Annotated in this window: 26 protein-coding genes; 17 read left to right on the top strand and 9 right to left on the bottom strand. The window is 50.8% G+C overall.

Translation table 11 applies throughout. From position 1 onward, the window contains the following. Positions 1–58: 58 nt before the first annotated feature. Both OGV77_RS15090 and OGV77_RS15085 read right to left on the bottom strand, forming a co-directional pair. The gene (locus OGV77_RS15090) at positions 59–955 is read right to left on the bottom strand and encodes an aldo/keto reductase (protein ID WP_043016431.1); all 897 of its coding nucleotides are present in this window, start codon (positions 953–955) and stop codon (positions 59–61) included. Between the two features lie 49 nt (positions 956–1,004). Continuing rightward, the gene (locus OGV77_RS15085; protein ID WP_043016432.1) at positions 1,005–1,244 is read right to left on the bottom strand and encodes a DUF1289 domain-containing protein; all 240 of its coding nucleotides are present in this window, start codon (positions 1,242–1,244) and stop codon (positions 1,005–1,007) included. A 101-nt stretch (positions 1,245–1,345) separates the two neighbouring features. Between OGV77_RS15085 and OGV77_RS15080 the strand changes: the two genes are divergently transcribed. The 4 genes from OGV77_RS15080 to rnt all read left to right on the top strand — a co-directional run bounded on the left by OGV77_RS15080 (position 1,346) and on the right by rnt (position 4,345). Further along, complete coding sequence (locus OGV77_RS15080; protein WP_087050598.1) at positions 1,346–1,945, top strand: TetR/AcrR family transcriptional regulator; 600 nt, start codon at positions 1,346–1,348, stop codon at positions 1,943–1,945. Between the two features lie 54 nt (positions 1,946–1,999). Further along, positions 2,000–3,097, top strand: a complete 1,098-nt coding sequence (locus OGV77_RS15075) for an alkene reductase (protein WP_043016434.1) — start codon at positions 2,000–2,002, stop codon at positions 3,095–3,097. 97 nt (positions 3,098–3,194) lie between these two features. After that, on the top strand, positions 3,195–3,602 hold the full coding sequence (gloA, locus tag OGV77_RS15070) for a lactoylglutathione lyase (RefSeq protein ID WP_043016435.1): 408 nt from the start codon (positions 3,195–3,197) through the stop codon (positions 3,600–3,602). A gap of 95 nt (positions 3,603–3,697) precedes the next feature. Further along, on the top strand, positions 3,698–4,345 hold the full coding sequence (gene rnt / locus OGV77_RS15065) for a ribonuclease T (protein ID WP_003029200.1): 648 nt from the start codon (positions 3,698–3,700) through the stop codon (positions 4,343–4,345). Positions 4,346–4,398: 53 nt separating this feature from the next. On the opposite strand, the gene grxD is transcribed toward rnt, so the two are convergent. Further along, entirely contained in the window at positions 4,399–4,746 is a 348-nt protein-coding gene (grxD, locus tag OGV77_RS15060) for a monothiol glutaredoxin 4 (protein ID WP_003832760.1), read from the bottom strand. 334 nt (positions 4,747–5,080) lie between these two features. On the opposite strand from grxD, the gene OGV77_RS15055 reads away from it, so the two are divergent. Together OGV77_RS15055 and sodB are read left to right on the top strand one after the other, a co-directional pair. Next, positions 5,081–5,911, top strand: coding sequence for a C40 family peptidase (locus OGV77_RS15055; protein ID WP_286502843.1), 831 nt, complete (start codon positions 5,081–5,083; stop codon positions 5,909–5,911). 127 nt (positions 5,912–6,038) lie between these two features. After that, positions 6,039–6,620, top strand: a complete 582-nt coding sequence (sodB, locus tag OGV77_RS15050; RefSeq protein WP_087050599.1) for a superoxide dismutase [Fe] — start codon at positions 6,039–6,041, stop codon at positions 6,618–6,620. A 39-nt stretch (positions 6,621–6,659) separates the two neighbouring features. Here sodB and OGV77_RS15045 read toward each other — a convergent pair whose 3' ends face one another. Together OGV77_RS15045 and cydH are read right to left on the bottom strand one after the other, a co-directional pair. Beyond that, positions 6,660–7,829 (bottom strand): MFS transporter, encoded by a 1,170-nt coding sequence (locus tag OGV77_RS15045; RefSeq protein WP_043016438.1) that lies wholly within the window; start codon positions 7,827–7,829, stop codon positions 6,660–6,662. A gap of 175 nt (positions 7,830–8,004) precedes the next feature. Beyond that, a complete protein-coding gene (gene cydH, locus OGV77_RS15040; protein WP_072036634.1) occupies positions 8,005–8,094 on the bottom strand; it encodes a cytochrome bd-I accessory subunit CydH in 90 nt (29 codons plus the stop codon). Between the two features lie 297 nt (positions 8,095–8,391). Between cydH and purR the strand changes: the two genes are divergently transcribed. After that, on the top strand, positions 8,392–9,417 hold the full coding sequence (gene purR, locus OGV77_RS15035) for an HTH-type transcriptional repressor PurR (RefSeq protein WP_043016439.1): 1,026 nt from the start codon (positions 8,392–8,394) through the stop codon (positions 9,415–9,417). Here purR and punR read toward each other — a convergent pair. Beyond that, positions 9,414–10,346, bottom strand: coding sequence for a DNA-binding transcriptional activator PunR (punR, locus tag OGV77_RS15030; RefSeq protein WP_043016440.1), 933 nt, complete (start codon positions 10,344–10,346; stop codon positions 9,414–9,416). The two genes, purR and punR, sit on opposite strands and share 4 nt — an antisense overlap. Before the next feature lie 113 nt (positions 10,347–10,459). Between punR and punC the strand changes: the two genes are divergently transcribed. Further along, positions 10,460–11,665, top strand: a complete 1,206-nt coding sequence (punC, locus tag OGV77_RS15025; protein WP_043016441.1) for a purine nucleoside transporter PunC — start codon at positions 10,460–10,462, stop codon at positions 11,663–11,665. 291 nt (positions 11,666–11,956) lie between these two features. Further along, positions 11,957–13,105 carry a cyclopropane fatty acyl phospholipid synthase gene (gene cfa / locus OGV77_RS15020; RefSeq protein ID WP_043016442.1) on the top strand — a complete coding sequence of 383 codons (1,149 nt, stop codon included), beginning with the start codon at positions 11,957–11,959 and terminating at the stop codon, positions 13,103–13,105. 34 nt (positions 13,106–13,139) lie between these two features. On the opposite strand, the gene OGV77_RS15015 is transcribed toward cfa, so the two are convergent. Then, positions 13,140–13,787, bottom strand: a complete 648-nt coding sequence (locus OGV77_RS15015; RefSeq protein WP_087050600.1) for a riboflavin synthase subunit alpha — start codon at positions 13,785–13,787, stop codon at positions 13,140–13,142. 217 nt (positions 13,788–14,004) lie between these two features. Here OGV77_RS15015 and mdtK point away from each other — a divergent pair, with 217 nt between their 5' ends. Continuing rightward, the gene (gene mdtK, locus OGV77_RS15010) at positions 14,005–15,378 is read left to right on the top strand and encodes an MdtK family multidrug efflux MATE transporter (RefSeq protein WP_043016444.1); all 1,374 of its coding nucleotides are present in this window, start codon (positions 14,005–14,007) and stop codon (positions 15,376–15,378) included. 38 nt (positions 15,379–15,416) lie between these two features. On the opposite strand, the gene OGV77_RS15005 is transcribed toward mdtK, so the two are convergent. Further along, positions 15,417–16,115, bottom strand: coding sequence for an RluA family pseudouridine synthase (locus OGV77_RS15005; RefSeq protein ID WP_043016445.1), 699 nt, complete (start codon positions 16,113–16,115; stop codon positions 15,417–15,419). Positions 16,116–16,248: 133 nt separating this feature from the next. Here OGV77_RS15005 and OGV77_RS15000 point away from each other — a divergent pair, with 133 nt between their 5' ends. The 7 genes from OGV77_RS15000 to OGV77_RS14970 all read left to right on the top strand — a co-directional run bounded on the left by OGV77_RS15000 (position 16,249) and on the right by OGV77_RS14970 (position 22,650). Further along, positions 16,249–17,040 (top strand): PhzF family phenazine biosynthesis protein, encoded by a 792-nt coding sequence (locus tag OGV77_RS15000; protein ID WP_087050601.1) that lies wholly within the window; start codon positions 16,249–16,251, stop codon positions 17,038–17,040. Positions 17,041–17,076: 36 nt separating this feature from the next. Then, positions 17,077–17,385 (top strand): monooxygenase, encoded by a 309-nt coding sequence (locus tag OGV77_RS14995; protein ID WP_043016447.1) that lies wholly within the window; start codon positions 17,077–17,079, stop codon positions 17,383–17,385. A 242-nt stretch (positions 17,386–17,627) separates the two neighbouring features. Further along, positions 17,628–18,023 carry a RidA family protein gene (locus OGV77_RS14990; protein WP_075146120.1) on the top strand — a complete coding sequence of 132 codons (396 nt, stop codon included), beginning with the start codon at positions 17,628–17,630 and terminating at the stop codon, positions 18,021–18,023. 27 nt (positions 18,024–18,050) lie between these two features. Then, the gene (locus tag OGV77_RS14985) at positions 18,051–19,019 is read left to right on the top strand and encodes a threo-3-hydroxy-L-aspartate ammonia-lyase (protein ID WP_080625134.1); all 969 of its coding nucleotides are present in this window, start codon (positions 18,051–18,053) and stop codon (positions 19,017–19,019) included. Between the two features lie 124 nt (positions 19,020–19,143). Further along, positions 19,144–19,785, top strand: a complete 642-nt coding sequence (locus OGV77_RS14980) for a helix-turn-helix transcriptional regulator (RefSeq protein ID WP_087050602.1) — start codon at positions 19,144–19,146, stop codon at positions 19,783–19,785. Positions 19,786–20,209: 424 nt separating this feature from the next. Beyond that, positions 20,210–20,704, top strand: coding sequence for a putative pterin-binding protein (locus OGV77_RS14975; RefSeq protein WP_043016451.1), 495 nt, complete (start codon positions 20,210–20,212; stop codon positions 20,702–20,704). A gap of 17 nt (positions 20,705–20,721) precedes the next feature. Next, positions 20,722–22,650, top strand: coding sequence for a putative bifunctional diguanylate cyclase/phosphodiesterase (locus tag OGV77_RS14970; protein WP_087050603.1), 1,929 nt, complete (start codon positions 20,722–20,724; stop codon positions 22,648–22,650). A 139-nt stretch (positions 22,651–22,789) separates the two neighbouring features. On the opposite strand, the gene OGV77_RS14965 is transcribed toward OGV77_RS14970, so the two are convergent. Further along, positions 22,790–23,749 carry a YbgA family protein gene (locus OGV77_RS14965; protein WP_087050604.1) on the bottom strand — a complete coding sequence of 320 codons (960 nt, stop codon included), beginning with the start codon at positions 23,747–23,749 and terminating at the stop codon, positions 22,790–22,792. Between the last annotated feature and the right edge of the window lie 16 nt (positions 23,750–23,765).

Raw genomic sequence — 23,765 nt, 5'->3', positions numbered from 1 at the left:
TGATTGTTAAGTGTAAACCAGTGACACAATTTTGAGCGGAGAAGCATCAAAAACGCGATTAAGGTACGTCGTAACCCAGCGCGGCTTTACGGATACGGAACCATTGCTGGCGAGACATGTTCAGTGACTCAGACTCAATGGCGGTACGTACGCGCTCTATTTTCCCTGAGCCAATAATCGGCAGCGGCTGAGACGGTAACCGTAAAATCCAGGCGTACACCACTTGTTCAATGGACTGCGCGTTCAGCTCTTCTGCGATCGCGGCAAGTTCATTACGTAATGGCTGAAAGGCATCGTCATTAAACAGACGACCACCGCCAAGACAGGACCAGGCCATCGGACGAATGCGCAGCTGTTGCAATTGATCTAAAGTACCATCCAGCAGGAGCGGCTGATGTACTGGTGAAATCTCAACCTGATTGGTTGCCAGAGTAAACGGCAGACGCGATTGCAGCAGTGAGAACTGCGCCGGGGTAAAGTTAGAGACGCCAAAGTGACGCACTTTGCCGCTGTGGTGCAATTTTTTAAACGCATCAGCGACATCATCTGCATCCATAAGCGGATCGGGGCGGTGGATCAGCAGCAAATCAATATGATCGGTCGCCAGCAACTTCAACGACTCTTCCGCACTGGCAATAATGTGCGCGCTGTCGGTGATGTAATGACCCAGCGCATTTTCCGCGCGCGCCGTCGTCGCGATCCCGCATTTGGTCACAATTTGCATTTTTTCACGCAGGTGCGGAGCCAGCTTCATTGCCTCGCCAAACGCCGCCTCACACTGGTATCCGCCGTAAATATCGGCGTGATCGACGGTGGTAACGCCCAAATCCAGATGTTCTTCAATAAAGCTGACTAGCTGGCGCGGGGACATATTCCAGTCCATCAGGCGCCAGTAACCCATCACAAAGCGAGAAAATTCCGGACCTTGCGGCGCAATAGTAATACGCTGAACCATAGCAGCTTCCTTATAAGTGAATGTGCATCGAGTATACGCAATTACGCTTTTAAAAGAGTGAAGGTTGTTGCGGTTCTTCCGAAGGGTTGGCTTTGTTTGCTCGTAATTTACGCATCAGTCGCTGACGACATAGCCGCAACACTTCCTGCTTCTGGGCATCGCTCATATTTTGCCAGTTAAAACGCTCATCCCGACTGCGAAAACAGCCACGACAAAAACCGCGTTCGTCAGACTGACATATTCCACGGCATGGGCTCTGGACGGGGAAAAACTCCAGCTGTTCGGCCACATCCCCTCCTTTAATAAGATTGATATACCTATTGAAGACGTTAACTGAATTTCTCGCAAGCGCTATTGCATTAGACTGACTGGTCTATTACACTCGTTTCCATGAACAAAAACACTGAACACGATACACGCGAACATCTTCTGGCGACTGGCGAGCTGCTGTGTATGCAGCGCGGCTTCACCGGCATGGGCTTAAGCGAATTACTGAAAACCGCTGAAGTGCCCAAAGGTTCGTTTTATCACTATTTTCGCTCCAAAGAAGCGTTCGGTGTGGCGATGCTGGAACGCCACTATGCGGCCTACCATCAGCGACTGGCTACGCACTTTGATTCGGGGGCGGGTAACTACCGCGACCGTATTCTGGCCTACTATCAGGAAACCCTGAACCAGTTTAGCCAGCACGGCATTATTAGCGGCTGTTTAACTGTAAAACTGTCTGCCGAAGTGTGCGATCTCTCAGAGGATATGCGCACCGCAATGGATAAAGGCGCGCGGCACATTATTGTGCTGTTAGCGCAGGCACTGGAGAAAGGTCAGGCAAACCATTGTCTGTCCTTCGTTGGCGAGCCGTTACAGCAGGCGCAAGTGTTGTATGCGCTATGGCTGGGCGCCAATTTGCAGGCCAAGATTTCTCGTAGCGCCACCCCGCTGGAAAATGCGCTGGCACACGTTAAAACCATCATCACAACGCCTGCCGTTTAACAGGCGTTTTTATTTCTTTTATTACTAGACGACCGGTCTATTCAGGAGTGTCACATGTCATCTGAAAAACTGTTTTCCCCGCTGAAGGTGGGTGCCATTACGGCAGCAAACCGCGTATTCATGGCGCCATTGACGCGTCTGCGCAGTATTGAGCCTGGCGACATCCCTACTCCGCTAATGGTCGAGTATTACCGTCAACGCGCCAGCGCAGGTCTTATCATCAGCGAAGCGACGCAGATCTCCGCACAGGCGAAAGGCTATGCAGGGGCACCCGGCATACACAGCGAAGCGCAAATCGCCGCATGGAAGAAAATCACCGCGGCCGTACACGCGGAGCAAGGCCATATTGCTGTCCAGTTGTGGCACACTGGGCGTATTTCTCACGCCAGTCTGCAGCCAAACGGTCAGGCTCCTGTTGCACCTTCTGCGATTAGCGCCGGTACCCGCACCTCACTGCGCGATGAAAACGGTCTGGCAACGCGTGCCGATACCTCAATGCCGCGCGCACTGGAAACCGAAGAAATTCCGGGCATCGTTAATGACTTCCGTCAGGCTATTGCCAACGCGCGCGAAGCGGGCTTCGACATGGTTGAACTGCACTCCGCTCACGGCTACCTGCTGCACCAGTTCCTGTCACCAACGTCTAACCAGCGTACCGATCAATACGGCGGCAGCGTCGAAAATCGTGCGCGGCTGGTGCTGGAAGTTGTCGATGCAGGAATTAAGGAATGGGGCGCCGATCGTATTGGTATTCGCGTCTCCCCGATTGGCTCTTTCCAGAACGTTGACAACGGCCCAAACGAAGAAGCTGATGCGCTGTATCTGATTGAACAACTGGGCAAACGCGGAATTGCTTACCTGCACATGTCTGAACCAGACTGGGCCGGTGGCGAGCCGTATTCCGACGCGTTCCGCGAAAAAGTTCGCGCACGTTTCCACGGCCCGATCATTGGCGCGGGCGCCTACACGCCTGAAAAAGCAGAAGCGCTGATCGAGAAAGGCCTGATCGACGCCGTTGCTTTTGGTCGCGCCTATATCGCTAACCCGGATCTGGTGGCTCGCCTGCAGCGTAAAGCTGAGCTGAATCCGCAACGTGCCGAAAGCTTCTACGGCGGCGGCGCGGAAGGTTACACCGATTATCCTACCCTCTAACGTCACAATCTCCGTTCTGCCATTGATAGCGGCGTAACAACGCCGCTATACTAAAACAACATTTTGAATGTATTAGCCATTTTCGAAGGGGAAAAAGATGCGTTTACTTCATACCATGCTGCGCGTGGGTGACCTGCAGCGTTCCATCGAGTTTTATACCAACGTGCTGGGCATGAAACTACTGCGGACCAGCGAAAACCCTGAATACAAATATTCTCTGGCCTTTGTCGGTTACGGCCCTGAAACCAGTGAAGCCGTGATCGAATTGACCTATAACTGGGGTGTCGACAAGTATGAGCTGGGCACCGCCTACGGCCATATCGCTCTGAGCGTAGACAACGCAGCCGAGGCGTGTGAACGCATTCGCCAGAATGGCGGTAACGTTACGCGTGAAGCAGGTCCGGTAAAAGGCGGCTCCACAGTGATCGCGTTCGTTGAAGATCCCGACGGTTACAAAATTGAGCTGATCGAAGAGAAAGACGCCGGGCGCGGCCTGGGCGACTAACCTCCCCCTCGGGCACAGATCGTCTGTGCCCGTAGTTTTATACTCATCATTTTGCCATAATACGCGCTGCAATTTTCCCGTATTAAGAGACCCAGATGTCCGATAACGCTCAACTTTCCGGTCTGTGTGACCGTTTTCGTGGTTTTTATCCTGTCGTCATTGATGTCGAAACCGCAGGGTTTAATGCCAAAACCGATGCGCTGCTTGAGATCGCAGCCATCACACTGAAAATGGATGAACAAGGCTGGCTGATGCCGGACACGACGTTACATTTCCACGTAGAGCCGTTTGAAGGCGCGAATTTGCAGCCGGAGGCCCTCGCCTTTAACGGTATTGACCCTAACAATCCGCTACGCGGCGCGGTCAGCGAATATGACGCTCTGCATGCCATCTTCAAAATGGTGCGTAAAGGCATTAAAGACAGCGGCTGCAATCGGGCGATCATGGTGGCGCACAACGCTACGTTCGACCACAGTTTCATGATGGCTGCAGCAGAACGCGCCTCGCTGAAACGTAATCCGTTTCATCCGTTTGTCACCTTTGATACGGCGGCATTAAGCGGCTTGTCACTGGGACAGACGGTGTTGTCAAAAGCGTGTCTGGCGGCGGGAATGGAATTTGACGGGAATCAGGCGCACTCGGCGCTGTATGATACCGAACGTACTGCCGTGCTGTTTTGTGAAATCGTTAACCGCTGGAAACGTCTCGGCGGCTGGCCTCTTCCCGTACCTGAAGAAGCGTAACGGCGACATAAAAAAAGCGACCATTTCAGGTCGCTTTTTTACTTCTGCTGATATTACTCAGCGTCCGGCTCTTCAGTTTTGTATTTCGCCGCTGTTTCTTTAATCAGCTGCTGCAACTCACCGCGCTGGTACATTTCGATCAAAATGTCACAGCCGCCAACCAGCTCGCCGTCAACCCACAGTTGCGGGAAGGTCGGCCAGTTTGCGTATTTCGGCAGCTCGGCGCGAATATCCGGGTTCTGCAGAATATCAACATAAGCAAAGCGTTCACCACAGGCGGACAGCGCCTGCACAGCCTGTGCGGAGAAACCACAGCTTGGCAGTTTAGGGGAACCTTTCATGTACAGGAGAATCGGGTTTTCAGCGATCTGGCGCTGGATTTTTTCGATAGTGGTGCTCATTATCTTGCTTCCTTAAACTTCTTTTACGGCAGTAGTCTGACATTGTAGCGGGTCAGACAGGCAACGGAAAATAACATTTTCATTACGCGTTATTATTTTATCCCCTGACGCTAAAAGTTGCATTCACAATCTCATTTATCCCTTTAAAGGCTGTGGATTTGATTATCCGTTCACCAACTCCTACGTTAATTGCTGTTTTTTTTTGCGGTCGGTTACGAAACATAAGTTTAAACAAAAAAAGCTATTAACTTTCCCTCTTTCTATAGATTAGAATCATCAAGTTTTGAAAATCACACGCAGGCACGATAGACCTGCCTTACCAGAGGACTGCTCAGTGGCGCGGATAAACCGAATCTCGATCACGCTCTGTGCTTTACTTTTTACTACACTGCCCTTTACGCCTATGGCTCATGCTTCCAAGCAGGCCAGGACGACACCTACCAATTCTCACACCATCAAAACGGTAGATAAAAAGAAAAGCGCTACAGCCAGCCAAAAAACAACAAAGACCAGCAAGAAAACGGCGACAAAGACCACCAGTAAAACCAGCACCAAAACCGCTTCCTCTTCAAAAAAACGCACAGCCGCTCCGGCAAAGTTGACTAAAACTGTAAATCGTCGTGGTAAAACTGCCGCAGCACAAACTGCTGCCGTTACCTGGACTGAAAAATGCACACCGCGCAAAGGCCATAAGCCGCGCTGTGTGAAGGTGAAAACCACCACCCCAACGACGCTTGCTGACGCGCATAAAGTGAAAGTGCAGAAAGCGACTAAAACCGCCATGTCTACCTTGATGAACCAAATCGGCAAACCTTATCGCTGGGGCGGCACCTCACCAAGAACCGGGTTTGACTGCAGCGGACTGGTCTATTACGCCTATAAAGATCTGGTGAAATTCCGCATTCCGCGTACCGCGAACGAAATGTATCACCTGCGCGATGCCGCACCGATCGAACGTGGCGAACTGAAAAATGGCGATCTGGTCTTTTTCCGTACCCAGGGTCGCGGAACCGCTGATCACGTTGGCGTGTATGTTGGCAACGGTAAGTTTATTCAGTCACCGCGAAGCGGGCAGGAAATTCAAATCACCTCTCTGAGTGAAGATTACTGGCAGCGCCACTATGTGGGCGCTCGTCGGGTAATGACGCCAAAAACAATTCGCTAAAAACTTACCCTACAGAACATGCTGTAGGGTAAGTTCTTCTTTTGCATAACCTTTCAATTTGCTACCCTATCCTTACTCACAATGAGGCTATTGTGTGTACTCAATATAAATAATAAGGAGAGAAGCAATGTCGTTTGAATTACCTGCATTACCGTATGCCAAAGATGCTCTGGCACCGCATATTTCTGCCGAAACGCTGGAATACCACTATGGCAAACACCATCAAACCTACGTGACCAATCTGAACAACCTGATTAAAGGCACTGCGTTTGAAGGTAAATCACTGGAAGAGATCGTACGTAGCTCTGAAGGTGGTGTCTTCAATAACGCAGCACAGGTCTGGAACCACACGTTCTACTGGAACTGCCTGGCACCGAACGCAGGTGGCGAACCAACCGGTAAACTGGCCGAGGCAATTGCCGCCTCCTTTGGCAGCTTTGCGGATTTCAAAGCGCAGTTTACCGACGCCGCTATCAAAAACTTCGGTTCTGGCTGGACCTGGCTGGTTAAAGGAACGGATGGCAAACTGGCTATCGTTTCCACCTCCAACGCGGGTACTCCGCTGACCACCGACGCGACGCCGCTGATGACCGTTGACGTATGGGAACACGCCTACTACATCGATTATCGCAATGCCCGTCCTGGTTACCTGGAGCACTTCTGGGCGCTGGTGAACTGGGAATTTGTTGCGAAGAACTTCACAGCATAAAAAGATAACGCAGAAGGGAACCCCTTCTGCGTTTTAGTTTTAATGAGTGGCAGTACAGACCTCTTCAGGCTGTTTCCGCGCCGAGATAAAGACCAGCAGCAGCGCAAGCCCCGCCACAATCGCCCCCATCACCGGCACAAAACTGTAGCCTAAACCACCGGAAATCACCGCCCCACCGGCTGCGGCACCCAGTGCGTTCCCCAGGTTAAATGCGCCAATATTGACTGAGGATGATAATCCAGGCGCTTCGCTGGCAACGCGCATCACACGCATCTGCAACGGTGGAACGACGGCAAACGTCGCCGCGCCCCAGACCACCATACTGACCGCCGCGCCCAGCTCATTTCGCGCAAGCAAAGGAATGGCCAGCATAATAACCATCAACAGCAGTAAAAAGCCTTTCAGCGTACCGTTCACTGAACGGTCAGCCAGTTTGCCGCCAAAGTAGTTACCGATCGAGAAGCCAACGCCTATCAGCACCAGCATACCGGTGACAAATGCCGGTGTGGCATGGGTGATAGTATGCAACACCGGTGAGATGTAGGTATAAAGCGTGAACATCGCCCCGGCGCCCAGAACGGTCGTCAGCAGTGCCGACAGCACCTGCGGGCGCATAAGTACCGCCAGTTCACTACGGACATCCGGGCGCTCTCCTGCCCCACCTTTGGGTAATGAGAAGAACAGGCTGACCATCGCGATGACCCCAAGACCCGCCGTTGCCATAAACGACATGCGCCAGCCGATGGTTTCACCAAGCCAGGTTGCCGCCGGAACTCCGCCAATATTGGCAATGGTTAACCCCATAAACATGGTTGCCACGGCGCTGGCCTGCTTATGTTTGGGTACCACGCTTGCAGCAACCACAGAGCCAAGACCAAAAAATGCCCCGTGATTCAGACTGGTCAAAATACGCGATAACATCAGCGTGGTGTAATCCGGTGAGATAGCCGAGAGCACGTTACCCAGCGTAAAAATCGCCATCAGGAATATCAACGCATTACGTCGCGCACGATGAGACAGCAATAATGTCATCAGCGGAGCGCCCACCATTACGCCAACCGCATACGCGCTGATCAACATGCCGGCCGCCGGAATCGAGACATCCACACCTTTGGCTATGACGGGCAGTAATCCCATTGGCGAAAATTCGGTGGTACCAATGCCAAACGCGCCGATCGCCAGCGCCAGTAATGGATAATTGAGTTTCATATTGCGACTCCGTAACGTCGAGCCATGGCGCGACATAAAATAAGAGTCAAAAGCATGACATTGATCGCAAAATTAATAAAGTTAACAAAACTGCAAAAGACTTTTGCTTATTCGCAAACAATAGAGGGGAAAAGCCAGCGGAAAGGATGAGGGAGAATTAACTCCCTCGGGGAAATCAATGCAGCGCTGCGGTCAGGCCACTCGCGACGATCAAGCCCAGAACAATAATGGTAGTTACTAACGAAAATTTCAGATCGGTGCTCATCAAGTTTTCTCCTTTTTATTCCCACACAAAAAGTGATATTGCGCATTTTTACACACTTGAAAGCAAAAATCTCTCACGATTTATATTGATAACTGCTTTTAACTCTTCCCCTTTTCGTTAAGATCAGACAAAATTCCACGCTTACTTGATTAGCGTACCGGCCATTGACCCCTTCCTGACGTTCCGTGTCGTTTTCCCGGCGTGCCGCAACCCTTACGTTGCGCTAAGGGTGTGTAAAGGCAAACGTTTACCTGGAGTATTCTCAGGAGCTTAGGATATGGTCTGGAGTGAGATGTAATGGCAACAATTAAAGATGTAGCGAAGCGAGCAAACGTTTCCACTACAACCGTATCACACGTAATTAACAAAACGCGCTTTGTCGCGGAAGAAACGCGTAATGCTGTCTGGGCGGCGATCAAAGAGCTGCACTATTCTCCGAGCGCAGTGGCACGCAGCCTGAAGGTGAATCACACCAAGTCTATTGGCTTGTTGGCCACCAGCAGCGAAGCGGCCTATTTCGCTGAAATTATCGAAGCCGTTGAGAAAAACTGTTTCCAGAAAGGCTATACCCTGATTCTGGGTAACGCATGGAACAGTCTCGAAAAACAGCAGGCCTATCTGTCGATGATGGCGCAAAAGCGCGTTGATGGTCTGCTGGTGATGTGTTCCGAGTATCCGGAGCCGCTGCTGACGATGCTCGAAGAGTATCGCCATATTCCGATGGTCGTCATGGACTGGGGCGAAGCAAAAGCCGACTTTACCGATACGGTCATTGATAACGCCTTCGAAGGCGGTTACATGGCAGGTCGGTATCTGGTAGAACGTGGTCATCGTGAGATTGGCGTGATCCCTGGCCCAATGGAACGTAACACCGGAGCCGGGCGTCTGGCAGGTTTCATGAAAGCGATGGAAGAAGCGCTGATTAAAGTGCCTGAAAACTGGATTGTGCAGGGCGATTTTGAACCTGAGTCCGGCTATCGCGCCATGCAGCAAATTTTGTCACAGTCGCATCGTCCGACCGCCGTCTTCTGTGGTGGCGATATTATGGCGATGGGTGCACTGTGCGCCGCTGACGAGATGGGACTGCGCGTACCGCAGGATGTCTCGCTCATCGGGTACGACAACGTGCGCAACGCCCGCTTCTTCACGCCGGCCCTGACGACTATTCACCAGCCGAAAGATTCGCTGGGTGAAACGGCCTTCAACATGTTGTTAGACCGTATCGTGAATAAGCGCGAAGAGTCACAATCTATCGAGGTGCATCCGCGTCTGGTAGAACGCCGCTCGGTTGCCGACGGCCCGTTCCGCGATTACCGCCGCTAAGCCTGTTGCGCGGGGGCCTCATCTGGCTCCCGCAGCCATTCCTTGTTCAACGTTTCACTATCCCCTAAATAATCCAGCAGCCAGCTCAATGCCGGCGACGTATCGTTCTGTTGCCATGTCAGGCAGCATGCGGCATCAGGAAATGGATTCTCCAACTGTAGCGCAACCCATTTGCCGCTATCGATCCACGGTTTGGCAAAATGCGTCGGTACCATGCCGACGCACAACCCTGCAGACAAACAGGTAGCGGAAGATTCCCAGTCTGGCACCACAACGCGCTTTTGGTTATCCAGCAGCCAGGTAATACGCTTGGGCAACGTACGGGAGGTATCTTCACGCACCAGTGACGGCCAGTTGCGCAACGTGTCATCACTCAGCGGCCCGGGCATTGACGCCAACGGATGATGGCTAGCCACCACGCAGCTCCAGCTCAGCATTCCCATGTCGCGGAAGGTATAGCGGCCCCCCACCGGAATCGCCTGCGTGGCGCCGATTGCCAGTTCAACGCGCCCATCGGACAGCGCATCCCAGACGCCGTTAAAGACTTCCTGGAAAACCAGTAGTTCCACATCGTCAAAATGACGATAGAAATCGACGATCATTTGTCGGGTACGATCTGGGCGGACAATGTTATCGACTGCGATCGCCAGTTGTCCGCGCCAGCCGTTGGCAATTTGCTGGCATTGCTGGCGAGTGATCTGCATTTTTTTGATAACAGAGCGGCCCTCTTTGAGAAACCATGCGCCAGCAGGCGTCAATTCCACATCCCGATGGCGCCGCTCAAAAAGCGGCACCGCCAGCCACTCTTCCAGTTGACGTACGGTGTAGCTTACCGCGGAGGGTACACGGTGCAACTCCTGGGCGGCAGAACTAAAGCTGCCGTTACGCGCAACCGCATCAACCACTTCAAGTGAATATTCCGACCACATATTCTGCCTGCAAAAAATTTGAAATCAGTAAGCAAATATTAGCGTTTCACAGCGAGAATTACACTCACTACACTCAGCGGCATTGTTCTATTGCTAAAAAAAGAGAAATGATAATGCAACCTGGGAAAGGGTTTTTAGTCTGGCTGGCAGGTCTTAGCGTGCTCGGCTTTCTGGCAACGGATATGTATCTGCCCGCCTTTGCCGCAATTCAGTCCGATTTGCAAACACCTGCATCTGCCGTCAGCGCCAGCCTTAGCTTGTTCTTAGCCGGTTTTGCCGTCGCGCAACTTTTGTGGGGGCCACTTTCCGACCACTACGGTCGCAAACCTATTTTGCTGCTGGGTTTATCTATCTTTGCACTGGGCAGTCTGGGCATGCTGTGGGTTGAAAACGCCACCGGCCTGCTGGTGCTGCGCTTTGTCCAGGCCGTTGGTGTTTGCGCTGCATCGGTTATCTGGCAGGCGTTGGTCACCGATTATTATCCTTCACAAAAAGTAAACCGCATCTTTGCCACCATTATGCCGCTGGTCGGATTATCTCCGGCATTAGCACCATTACTAGGCAGTTGGATCCTGGTACATTTTTCCTGGCAGGCCATTTTCGCCACCCTTTTTGCCATTACCCTAATTCTGATGCTTCCCGCACTGCGCTTAAAACCGACGGTTAAAGCACGCGACGACAGCCAGGACAAACTGACGTTCGCCACCTTGCTACGCTCGAAAACTTACCGCGGAAACGTGCTGATTTATGCCGCCTGTTCCGCAAGCTTTTTCGCATGGCTGACGGGTTCCCCGTTCATCCTCAGCGAAATGGGCTACAGTCCAGCGGTGATTGGCCTGAGCTATGTTCCGCAAACTATCGCTTTCTTAATCGGTGGTTACGGCTGCCGCGCTGCGCTGCAAAAATGGCAGGGCCGTCAACTGCTGCCCTGGTTACTCATTCTGTATGCCATCAGCGTTGTGGCCACCTGGGCAACCGGCTTTATTCATCATGTTGCGCTGGCTGAAATCCTGATCCCATTCTGTGTGATGGCGATCGCTAACGGGGCAATCTATCCTATCGTCGTCGCGCAAGCATTACGTCCTTTCCCACAAGCAACAGGACGCGCAGCCGCATTGCAGAACACGCTGCAACTGGGTTTATGCTTCCTCGCAAGCCTTGTGGTTTCCTGGTTAATCGCCACCCCACTGCTCACCACCACCAGCGTGATGCTGACAACGGTGCTGCTGGCGGGCGTGGGTTACAAAATGCAATCACAGAAAGCTGACGCCCCGCAAACAGATGATCGTGCACAAATTGCCCACGGTGAGTCTCACTAAAGATTGTTGCGGGCAATTAATTAGCCCGCTAACAATTATCAGTTGAATCGATAAAAAATCAGGCCTATACTGATTTCCGGTTGTTAAAAATAACGATAATTTCTATGTATTAACGGTGACAAGAACGTTCCCGTTTTTCCACGGATGGCCTTTTCGGCAAGGGTTCCTCCCTTCCTCTGTTCTACGTCGGATTATAGATTCGCGGATTAATTCCGTGAGATTTCTCACAAAGCCCAAAAAAGCGTCTACGCTGTTTTAAGGTTCTGATCACCGACCAGTGATGGAGAAGCTATGAGTTCATCGTGTATAGAAGACGTCAGCGTACCGGATGATGACTGGTACCGCATCACCAATGAATTATTGAGCCGTGCAGGCATTACCATTAATGGCCCGGCACCGGCGGATATTCGCGTAACAAACCCCGATTTTTTCAAACGCGTATTACAGGAAGGATCGTTAGGGTTGGGTGAAAGTTATATGGATGGCTGGTGGGAATGCGACCGGCTGGACATGTTTTTTAGTAAAGTCCTGCGCGCGGGTCTTGAAAACCAACTCCCCCGCCACTTTAAAGATACGCTACGTATCGCCACGGCCCGCCTGTTCAATTTACAGACCAAAAAACGTGCGTGGGTCGTCGGTAAAGAACATTACGATTTAGGCAACGACCTTTTTACCCGCATGCTGGACCCTTATATGCAGTATTCCTGCGCCTACTGGAAAGATGCCGACACCCTGGAATCTGCCCAGCAGGCGAAGCTAAAAATGATTGCTGAAAAGCTGCAGTTGAAGCCAGGAATGCGGGTGCTTGATATTGGCTGCGGCTGGGGCGGTTTATCCCAGTTTATGGCATCACAGTATGGCGTTAGCGTAGTGGGTGTGACCATTTCGGCAGAACAGCAGAAAATGGCGCAGGCGCGTTGCGCGGGGCTGGATGTCACCATTTTGCTGCAGGACTACCGCGACCTGAACGACAAATTTGATCGCATTGTCTCCGTGGGCATGTTTGAGCATGTGGGGCCGAAGAACTACGCCACCTATTTTGAGGTGGTCGATCGTAATTTAAAACCGGACGGTCTCTTTTTGCTGCATAGCATCGGCTCCAAAAAGACCGACAATAACGTTGACCCGTGGATCAATAAATATATCTTTCCGAACGGCTGTTTACCGTCAGTTCGCCAGATAGCTAACGCCAGCGAGCCACATTTTGTGATGGAAGACTGGCATAATTTTGGCGCGGATTACGATACAACGCTGATGGCCTGGCACGAGCGTTTCATGAGATCCTGGCCCGAAATCGCCGATAACTATACCGAACGTTTCAAACGGATGTTCAGCTATTACCTGAACGCCTGCGCCGGGGCGTTTCGTGCTCGCGACATTCAGCTATGGCAGGTGGTATTTTCCCGCGGCGTTGAACACGGTCTGCGTGTTCCCCGCTAATCGTTATCGCCCCCGAGCCAACGGGGGCTTGACACTACGCTCCCGCTTCGCCCGTGACGTGACTGATGGCGCATTCACGCGCCGCCAGCACACGCTCAACGGTATCAACCACCGCCTGAGTTTGAGGGTCAATTTCAATGTTGACCCGCGCGCCCAGCTTTTTCTTGCCAAGCGTCGTACGCTCCAGCGTTTCCGGGATCAAATGCACACAGAAGCGCGTCGGCGTCACTTCACCGACCGTCAGGCTGATACCGTCAATACCGATAAATCCTTTGTACAGGATATATTTCATCAGCGATGGATCCTGAACCTTAAACCACACCTGTCTGTTGTTCTCAGAGGTCAGAATTTTCGACACTTCGGCGGTAGTCATAATGTGGCCCGACATTAAATGTCCGCCAATTTCATCGCTGAATTTTGCCGCCCGCTCAACGTTGACCAAATCACCGACCTTCAGGTCACCCAAATTGGTGATGCGCAGCGTTTCTTTCATCAGATCAAAGCTTATCTGGTTACCGTTAATTTCGGTGACCGTCAGGCAGCACCCATTGTGAGCAACCGATGCACCAGTCTCCAGCGCATCCAGCATATATTCAGGCAACTCCACGACATGCGTACGAAAATTTGGTTTTTCATCAATGGACACCAATTTCGCGGTGCCCTGCACAATACCCGTAAACATACTTCAAACTCCTGAACTCAATTAAGACATCTCTGCACAGCACAATAGCAGGTGGAAATTCAGGTTGCCAGCAATGCGCCGCGCCTGCCTGTTTTTTCACTGGAGAATTACGTATTCCTCGCTACAATAGACTGAAATTTCCCCTGCATTTTCTCCTTGCTGCCAGATAAGGCGGCTTTTTTAGTCTCTCAAATAACAACAATATAGTGGTGTACACGTGCAAAAGTATGTAAGTGAAGCGCGTCAGTTATTAGCTCTGGCAATTCCGGTGATTCTTGCGCAAATCGCTCAAACCGCAATGGGATTCGTTGATACCGTCATGGCGGGCGGATATAGCGCCACGGATATGGCGGCCGTCGCCATTGGTACGTCCATTTGGCTGCCGGCCATTCTGTTTGGTCACGGACTACTGCTGGCATTGACGCCAGTAATTGCGCAACTCAATGGTTCCGGACGCCGGGATCGAATCGCCCATCAAATACGCCAGGGATTCTGGCTGGCGGGCAGCGTATCCATTCTGATAATGGTAGTGCTATGGAACGCAGGCTACATTATTCACTCCATGCATAATATTGACCCGGCGCTGGCGGATAAAGCCGTCGGCTACCTGCGCGCGTTGCTGTGGGGGGCGCCTGGGTATTTGTTCTTCCAGGTAGCCCGTAACCAGTGTGAAGGTCTGGCCAAGACGAAACCGGCGATGGTGATGGGATTTCTCGGCCTGCTGGTGAACATTCCGGTTAACTACGTTTTCATTTATGGGCATTTAGGCATGCCGGAACTGGGCGGCGTGGGCTGCGGTGTAGCTACGGCTGCGGTTTACTGGGTGATGTTTATCGCCATGCTGTCTTACGTAAAACGCGCACGCTCGATGCGCGATATTCGTAATGAGCGTGGTTTCCAGAAACCGGACACCGCCGTAATGAAACGTCTGATCCAACTGGGTTTGCCTATCGCGCTGGCGCTATTTTTCGAAGTGACGCTGTTTGCGGTGGTGGCGCTGCTGGTTTCCCCGTTAGGGATTGTCGACGTAGCCGGACACCAGATCGCACTGAACTTCAGCTCGTTAATGTTCGTTCTGCCGATGTCTCTGGCTGCAGCTGTCACCATTCGTGTCGGTTATCGTCTGGGCCAGGGATCGACATTGGATGCGCAAACTGCCGCCAGAACGGGTCTGGGTGTCGGGGTCTGCATGGCGATGGTAACGGCGATTTTCACCGTGACATTCCGCGAGCACATAGCCCTGCTCTACAACAATAACCCGGAAGTAGTCGCTCTGGCGGCGCAGCTCATGTTACTGGCCGCGTTGTATCAGATATCGGACTCTATCCAGGTTATTGGCAGCGGTATCCTGCGTGGTTATAAAGATACGCGTTCCATTTTCTTTATTACCTTTACGGCATACTGGGTGCTGGGTTTGCCAAGCGGTTATATTCTGGCGCTGACCGACCTGGTCGTTGACCGGATGGGACCGGCGGGATTCTGGATGGGCTTTATTATCGGTCTTACCTCTGCGGCGGTACTGATGATGCTGCGCATGCGGTTTCTACAACGCCAGCCATCAGCAGTTATTTTACAACGCGCCGCGCGATAACCCCATAACAGCCGCCATCTGGCGGCTTTTTTACCGCTTCAGAAGGGGCTGGCGTTTTCGGCATTCACCCACTGTTTGTGGACAGGATGCCTGAAATGCAACTCACTGGCATGCAGCATCAGCCGCGGGGTTAGTTCAGTGCCTGGCAGCAGACGCCCGCCATACAAATCGCACCCCAAAATAGGATGCCCCAACTGCTGACAGTGGATCCGTAGTTGATGGGTTCGCCCAGTTTCAGGCGTCAGTTGTACGCGCGTCAAGGGGAGTAAAGTCCCCTCCTCCTGGGGGTGATAAAAGCGCTCAATAACCTGATAGCGCGAGCGGGCAGGTTTGCCGTTAAGAGCGCAAATCGACATCAGTGGAAACAGCGCCGGGTCTTTGGCAATCGCTGCGTCGATAATCCCTTCATCATTTTCCAGATGTCCGCATAACAGCGCGCTGTATACCTTAGTGACCGTACGCTGGCTAAACTGCTGGCAAAGCGCGGCATTGATAGCCTTGTTGCGGGCAACCACCATCAGCCCTGAAGTCCCAAAATCAAGCCGATGAACCAGTGTGCAGCCGGGGTAAATCTGTACCAGCCGGTAATGTACCGAATCAAGATTCTGCGGATTTTTCCCCGACAAGCTAAGCAGCCCGCTGGGTTTATTGATAAGCACCAGGTGCTCGTCCTGATAGAGGATCTCTATCTCGTCATGACAAGGTGGGGCAATGAAGGTATCGAGGATCGTAGACATGAGCGGCCTGGATAAAGTGTGGGAACGGATGATAACGAATTTTGACCAGTCAGGCGAATCGGCGCGCTTAACCCATGGCAATCATTGCATGATAGAGTGTGGATTATCCCGAGTGCGATGAGAGGGTTACACTGTGCAACAAATCGATTTTTACATGGTAGATGCCTTTACCACCACGACGTTTGGCGGTAATGCCGCAGCAGTCTGTCCGCTCGTTAACTGGCTGCCCGATGAAACATTATTAAAAATGTCGCAGCAGCATAACCAGTCTGAAACTGCTTTTTTTGTCGCCAAGGAAAATGGCTTTGAGCTGCGTTGGTTTACCACTCAGGGAGAAATCAATCTGTGTGGGCATGCCACTCTGGCCGCCGCGCATGTCATCTTTGAACATCTGGATTACCCGGACACTACCCTCCATTTTGCTACCCGGTTTGTGGGTCCGCTGACGGTCACACGCAGCGGTGAATGGCTGACGCTTGATTTTCCGGCCTGGCAAAGTGAACCTGTCGAGCCGCCCACCTTATTATTGGAAACATTAGGCATCACAGAATACAAAGAGGTGCGCGTCGCACGCGATTACATGGTGGTGCTGGAGAATCAACAGCAGGTTGAGGCTGTGCGCCCAAACATCCACGCCATGCTTCCGCTGGGGAAAATGGTTTGTATCACCGCACCGGGTGATGGGGAATACGATTTCGTCAGCCGTTTCTTCTGCCCAGGCGAAGCCGTAGCGGAAGACCCCGTCACAGGCTCGGCACATAGCATGCTGATCCCTTACTGGGCTGCAAAACTGAACAAAACACAGATGCTGGCGCGCCAGGTCTCGGCACGCGGCGGGGATTTACACTGCCAACTGACAGGAACGCGTGTTTACATCGGCGGACAAGCTGTAACTTATCTGACGGGTCACGTGCTGTTGCGCTAACAGCCTTACCCGAATTAACCCATCCATGGAGGATTTATGTCGAACAAACTCGTACAGATACACTTTGATTTTCATGGTCCGTTTGGGGCTGAGATGTCGAATCAGCTCGTTGAATTGGCCGAGTCAATCAACCAGGAGCCGGGGTTCATCTGGAAAATCTGGACCGAAAACGCAGCAAATAATGAAGCGGGTGGCATTTACTTGTTCCAGGATGAAAACACCGCGCTGGCCTATATCAAAAAACACACGGCCCGCCTGAAGCATTTAGGCGTGACAGACGTGACGTTCAAAATCTTCGATATCAATGAACCATTAAGTAAGATTAACCACGGTCATATCGGCTAATATTTTCCCCCAGACGCCCCGCTCCGGGGCGCTGCTACACTCTCCTGCCGTCCCCCTCATCAAAAGCCCCCCCTTTTCGCCACCTCACGATGGCGAAATAGCGTGTGCCGCGTTTGCAATAGTTCACAAAATTATCACCCGCGAAAACTACCACTAGCCGAAAGCAGTATGAAAGCGTATAAATAAGACAAACAGTATTATTTTACACAAAGTGAATTATCATCAGCTACAGGAGATTTCTTATGTCCGTGGACATTACATTGAACTCATCTGCCGGAAGCTTCCCGCCAGCAGGTCATTACTCGCACAGTACAACGGCTGGCGGCTTCGTCTTCATTTCGGGGCAGTTGCCGGTTACTTTTGATGGCGAGAAAAAAGCGGATGCCTCTTTTGAAGATCAAACCCGACTGGTACTCAAGAATATTGATGCTTGTCTGGCGGGTGCTGGAGTTTCCCGTCAGCATCTGGTGTCTGTTCGCGTCTATGTGACGGATATGAACCAGTGGCCGACGTTTAACAAAATCTATGGAGAATGGATCGGTGATTTTCGCCCATCCCGTGCCGTAGCAGGCGTTGCTGAGCTTCATTATGGCTTCGCGCTGGAAATTGAAGCCATTGCGTTGGCCCCACAAGCGTAACGTTTAACGACATACAGGTGAACAACAATGACTGAAATGACACTGCCAGATTATAACGATGTGGCCGCTGCGGCAGAACGCATCGCCGATTATGCCAACAGAACGCCGGTGATGACCTCCCGAACGGTTAATGAAGAATTTGCTGCTGAAGTTTTCTTCAAGTGCGAAAACTTCCAGAGAATGGGCGCGTTTAAATTTCGCGGCGCCATGAATGCGTTGCGCCAGTTCACCCCGGAGCAACGCGCTGCGGGCGTCGTTACTTTTTCTTCCGGCAACCACGCGCAGGCCATTGCCCTGTCGGCAAAATTGTTGGGGATCCCGGCGACCATTATCATGCCGCATGATGCCCCGGCAGCTAAAGTTGCCGCAACAAAAGGCTATGGCGGAAATGTGGTGATGTACGATCGCTATAGCGAAGATCGTGAAAAGATTGGCCGGGACCTGGCAGAAAAACACGGGTTGACGCTAATCCCGCCTTACGACCATCCGCACGTGATTGCGGGCCAGGGCACCGCCACAAAAGAGCTGATTGAGGAAGTGGGTCAGTTAGACGTTCTTTTCGTGTGTCTGGGCGGCGGCGGGCTGCTTTCAGGATCCGCACTGGCAGCGCGACATTTGTCTCCTGACTGCATCATCTATGGCGTCGAGCCCGAAGCAGGAAATGATGGTCAACAGTCGTTTCGCAGCGGCAAAATTGTTCATATCGATACACCTAAAACCATTGCTGACGGCGCTCAAACTCAACATCTTGGGAATATTACGTTTCCAATTATCCAGCAAAACGTGAACGATATTCTGACTGTCTCAGACGATGAATTAGTCGCCTCAATGAAATTTATCGCTGAACGAATGAAAATTGTCGTGGAGCCGACCGGTTGCCTGGGTTTCGCCGCCGCCAGAGCGCGTAAAGCTGAACTGCGTGGTAAGAAAATCGGCATTATCATCAGCGGTGGCAACGTGGATATCAGCCGTTACAGTGAATTCCTTGCCGGGTGATCGAAAAGGTATCTGCTAAGCGGATACCTTACTATTGTCTGTACATTCCCGTCTGGAAAAGCGAGCCCAGCTCACTGTAAACTGCTCGCAATCGTGGCAACAGGCATCACCGCAGGAGACTGGCATGCCAAAAACCGACAACAATTCACTTCTCTGCCAAATTGATACTATCGCCAGGGGCTTGAGTGAGACCTTTTCTCCATTTTGCGAAGTGGTAGTTCATGATCTCAAAAATCCTGAACATGCCATTTTATCCATCCATAATAACCTGTCAGGACGTGAACCCGGCCAACCGGCAACAGAGCTTGGCCTGGCCAGAATCGCATCGCCTGAATTTCCCAGTATCATTGCCAACTACAGCAACCAGTTTGCCGATGGCCGCCCGGTGAAAAGCACGTCCATAGGCATCAAGGATGAAAAAGGCATATACGTAGCAGCACTGTGTCTGAATGTGGATATGACGCTGTTTCGTGGCATGCAGAGCGCCCTCGCGCGTTTTACTGAAACCACAGACTCGCCTGTTAAGGAACATATCGATCCTGGTAGTAATGAAGTCATCCGCCAGCGTATCGATGACTTTGCAGCTAAGCGCGCCACAACGGCCCGCGCCCTTAAACCTGAAGACCGTAAGCGACTGATTCAACAATTACGCAAAGACGGTTTGCTTAACGTACGAAAATCTATGGATACCGTCGCGCAGCATTTGGGCGTTTCCAGGGCTACCGCTTATCTGTATGCCCGTCAGTCAGTTCAGGCGGGTGAATAAACGGGTTCAGATAGACCACACTTGCCGCAGCATAGAATGTCTGCTCTTGATTACCGACACGAAGCGCTCCCGCTATACTAAGGGCGGCTTCGTGCCCAATTTCGTGTCCGATATAGTTATCCACCAGTAAACAACCAAATCCCGCTGCAGTGAAAAAATAAACCTTTATTTTCGTGCGTATTTATTGGCGCTGAGTAAATAGATGACTTATTTTTGTACGTACACAGTGAAATTTAGCTTTACTCAAATAACACCACCAGCATTGCTAATGCATCACAATAGAACAAATAACAACTAACCCACTGATTTAAAAGAATTTAAAAAATACTGAATTTATTGCACCAATAATACCTATGCAATATATATAAATAGCGTGATATCTAAATTATAATTCTTTTACATCCGGCTGATTGGTGAGGTAAGAATGCGGTTAATGGTCATGTTGGTAAGCTTTGTACTCTCCACCCAGCTTTGGGCAGGTGAACTTTCCAGGCCCACCGGTAAAGTTCTTTTAACGCTGTCGGGTAATATTGAAAATACAAATGCTGATGGGAAAGCCGTTTTTGATACCGCCAGCCTCGAGAAGCTCGGCATGGTCAGCTTCCAGACCACCTCCCCCTGGTATAATGGACGCACTACCTTTACGGGTATTCCACTTCAAAAAATCATGGATTATGTCGGGGCGAATGGCTCTGTTGTGAAGGTCACTGCGCTCAATGACTACACCACCGTTATCCCTCTCAGTGATTTCAAAAAATACAATGCTATCCTTGCTTTAAAAATCAACGGAAAATATATGCGCATCCGTGACAAAGGCCCGCTATTCATTGTGTACCCCTATGACAGCATGCCAGAACTGAATAATCAGATTTATTATTCAAGGTCTGCATGGCAGGTCAGTAGTATGGATATTGAGTAAACGTTCAGAGGAACATCATGAACAGAATACTGGCTGGCATCATCTTTTTTCTTTTTATATCTACCGGGTATATCTCTTTCCTAGTGCATGAACGGCAACAAGAGCTACAGAAACTGACTCATTACACCGATTCCTGGTCTGCTGCTCAGTTGGTATCACAATATTACCGATTTGAATCGTTGCTTGGTCTTTACACTATCGATGATACGATGAATCTCGATGATGTACGTATGCGTCTCGACATTATGCTCAGCCAGAGTGATTTGATAAAAGAAGGTGACCTGGGGCGCTACATAGAAAGCAATATAGCCCACCGTGAGCTGGCGGTAAAACTTGAAAATACTCTTAGTTATCTGGATGTTAATCTTGAGAGCATGAATCGTTCAGCACTCCAGGCATATCTGAAAAAAATGCATGCTCTGGATGCACCACTTGGCCGTCTTTCATCCGGTGCCTTAAACAAGGATGTTAACTCGATCAATAACGCCAACCAAAAAATTCAAACGCTGTACTATATTTACTCAGCTACCTCTGTATTGTTGATAATACTCAGTGCGATTCTGGGCGTGCTCATTTTCTATCAAAACAGAAATATTCTGCGGGCGCACCTTCAGGTCAAGAGTCTGGCCCAAGAACTGCAGAAATCTAAAGAAAAGCTACAAATCCAGAATGCTAAACTGGAATATGACGTCTACCATGATTCTCTTACCGAGATGAATAACCGCCAGCTATTCTGGAGCGATTTAAATAAAACAATCGAGATAGCAGAAAAAAATAACGATGCTGTGACCGTGATGTTGTTCGATTTAGATCGATTCAAAGAGGTAAATGATACGTATGGTCATGATGCTGGTGATATGTTATTGCGCCAGATATCAGACCGTCTGATTTCGATGAGCCTGACTTCGGATACCCTGTATCGCTTAGGAGGGGATGAGTTTGCGTTTCTGTCGAGCGGTCTGACAGAAAGCCGGGCCGTTTCACGAGCCCAGAAAATAAGTGATTTTATCAGCCAGCCCTACACTATTTACAACACGATTATCAACATAACTACCTGTGTTGGCATCGTTATCTCAGAAACTGAACGTCGCTCCGACTATCTTTATAAATTTGCCGATTTGGCCCTGTATGAGGCCAAAAATGAAGGCTCAGGTAAGATAAAAGTCTTTCGGCAACGCATGTTAGAAAAGCTGCAAGAAAGCAGAACGCTTGAGCATGATATGGCATTGGCAATAGTGAACAAAGAATTCGTGGTCTATTACCAGCCTATTGTCGATTCTTTCAGCCAGAAAATTTACAGCTATGAAGCGCTGATTCGCTGGATTCATCCTCTAAAAGGTCTGCTGTCGCCTGATAGCTTTATTCCTGTTGCTGAAAAAACAGGAATGATTAATGAGATGGGGAAAGCGGTGCTTGAAATTGCCTGCAGGGAAGCGGCGTGTTGGGCGGTTCCGGCTAAGATTTCGGTCAATGTCTCCCCTGTTCAGCTAAGCAGCAAAGGCTTTGCCGGCATCGTGTTAACCATACTGAAAGAAACAGGACTTCCACCGGACCGCCTCGAACTGGAAGTGACAGAGTCTTCTCTCTTTACTGAGAGTACGACACCAATGAACACGCTTAATAAGCTCAGAGCCCTGGGCGTGAAAATTTCCATCGATGATTTTGGTACCGGATACTCGTCTCTTTCGCGCCTCAGCAGACTTGCCTTCGATAAAATCAAAATAGACAAATCCTTTGTGCATTCGATATCCACACAGGAAGACGCCCTTAATATCATCAAACTGATCACCGGCATGGCGAAATCCCTCAATATGAAGGCTGTTGCAGAAGGTGTTGAAACGCAGGAGCAACTTGAAAGTCTTCAGGCACTGGGCTGCGATTTTGCACAAGGATATCTGTTTGGCAAACCTCAGCCTTGCATTGATGCTGAAATCAGAAACGGTTAAATCACGGACGACACATTTACTCGTGGATACAGGGCCGCGTTTTTTCTCATCTGCACACTGCGAGCGTTATCCCTGCGGGATCGCAAGGATAACCTTCGCAAACATGGTTATATCGGCCCCATGTTGATTTGCTATCAGGCTACTTGATCATCAACCGTAGTGCTAAATCATTCGGATAAGGATCAAAATAGTTCTGGGTAAGCAAATAGCTGTCCGGGTATTCAGCAAGATAGTGCTTGAGTAGCGTCAGTGGCGCCAGTATTGGCAGCAGCCCGCCGCTATAGTTGAGGATAACGTCACGTAACTCTCCGCGCTGGCGGGTGTTTAACCGATCGCGGAAGTAGCCCTGGATATGCATCAGTACGTTGGTGTGATTTTTCCGCGAGGCGGGCTTTTTAAGGATTGCCATGAGCTTTTCGCGATAAGCCACAAAAAAAGTGTCCAGATCATCCCACTGATGGAGCGATGCAACGAATGGACCAATCTCCCGGTAACCTGCCTGGTGATGGGCCAGAAGCTGAAGCTTATAGCGACTGTGGAAATTGAGTAAGCCGTGACGAGTAAGACCATCGGCCCGCAGCCTATTAAGCTCATGTAACGCGAACACTCGCTCGACAAAGTTCTCCCTCAGCACCGGATCGTGCAAACGGCCATCTTCTTCGACTGGCAACCACGGGTAGCTTTCCATCAATGCGCCGGTAAACAGGCCAGTACCCTCTTTTCGGCCACGATTTCCTTTTTCGTCATACAACCTCACTCGCTCCATACCGCAGCTTGGTGATTTAGCACAGACAATAAAACCCGACAGACCGCCAAGTCCATCGATATATGAAGCAGCGAAATCGGACATTTTATCGGTGACATCCTCACCTGGCGCATGGCTAAAACACATGCGGATATTCCCTTGTGCGGTTTGAACCAGGCGCAACGCGGGACGTGGTACTGGCAAACCGATGGACATCTCCGGGCAGACAGGTTTGAAAGTCACCCACTGAGCCAGCTCATCCATCACAAACCCCATCCGTTTATGCCCACCGTCGAAACGCACGGCTGAACCGGTTAAACATCCACTAATCCCGATGACAGGTTGAGTGTTCATAACGACCCCCTCGTTT

It is taken from the genome of Citrobacter sp. Ce129 (assembly GCF_030334545.1).
Taxonomy (GTDB): Bacteria; Pseudomonadota; Gammaproteobacteria; order Enterobacterales; family Enterobacteriaceae; genus Citrobacter; species Citrobacter europaeus.
This window is presented reverse-complemented; position numbering and strand designations above follow the sequence as displayed.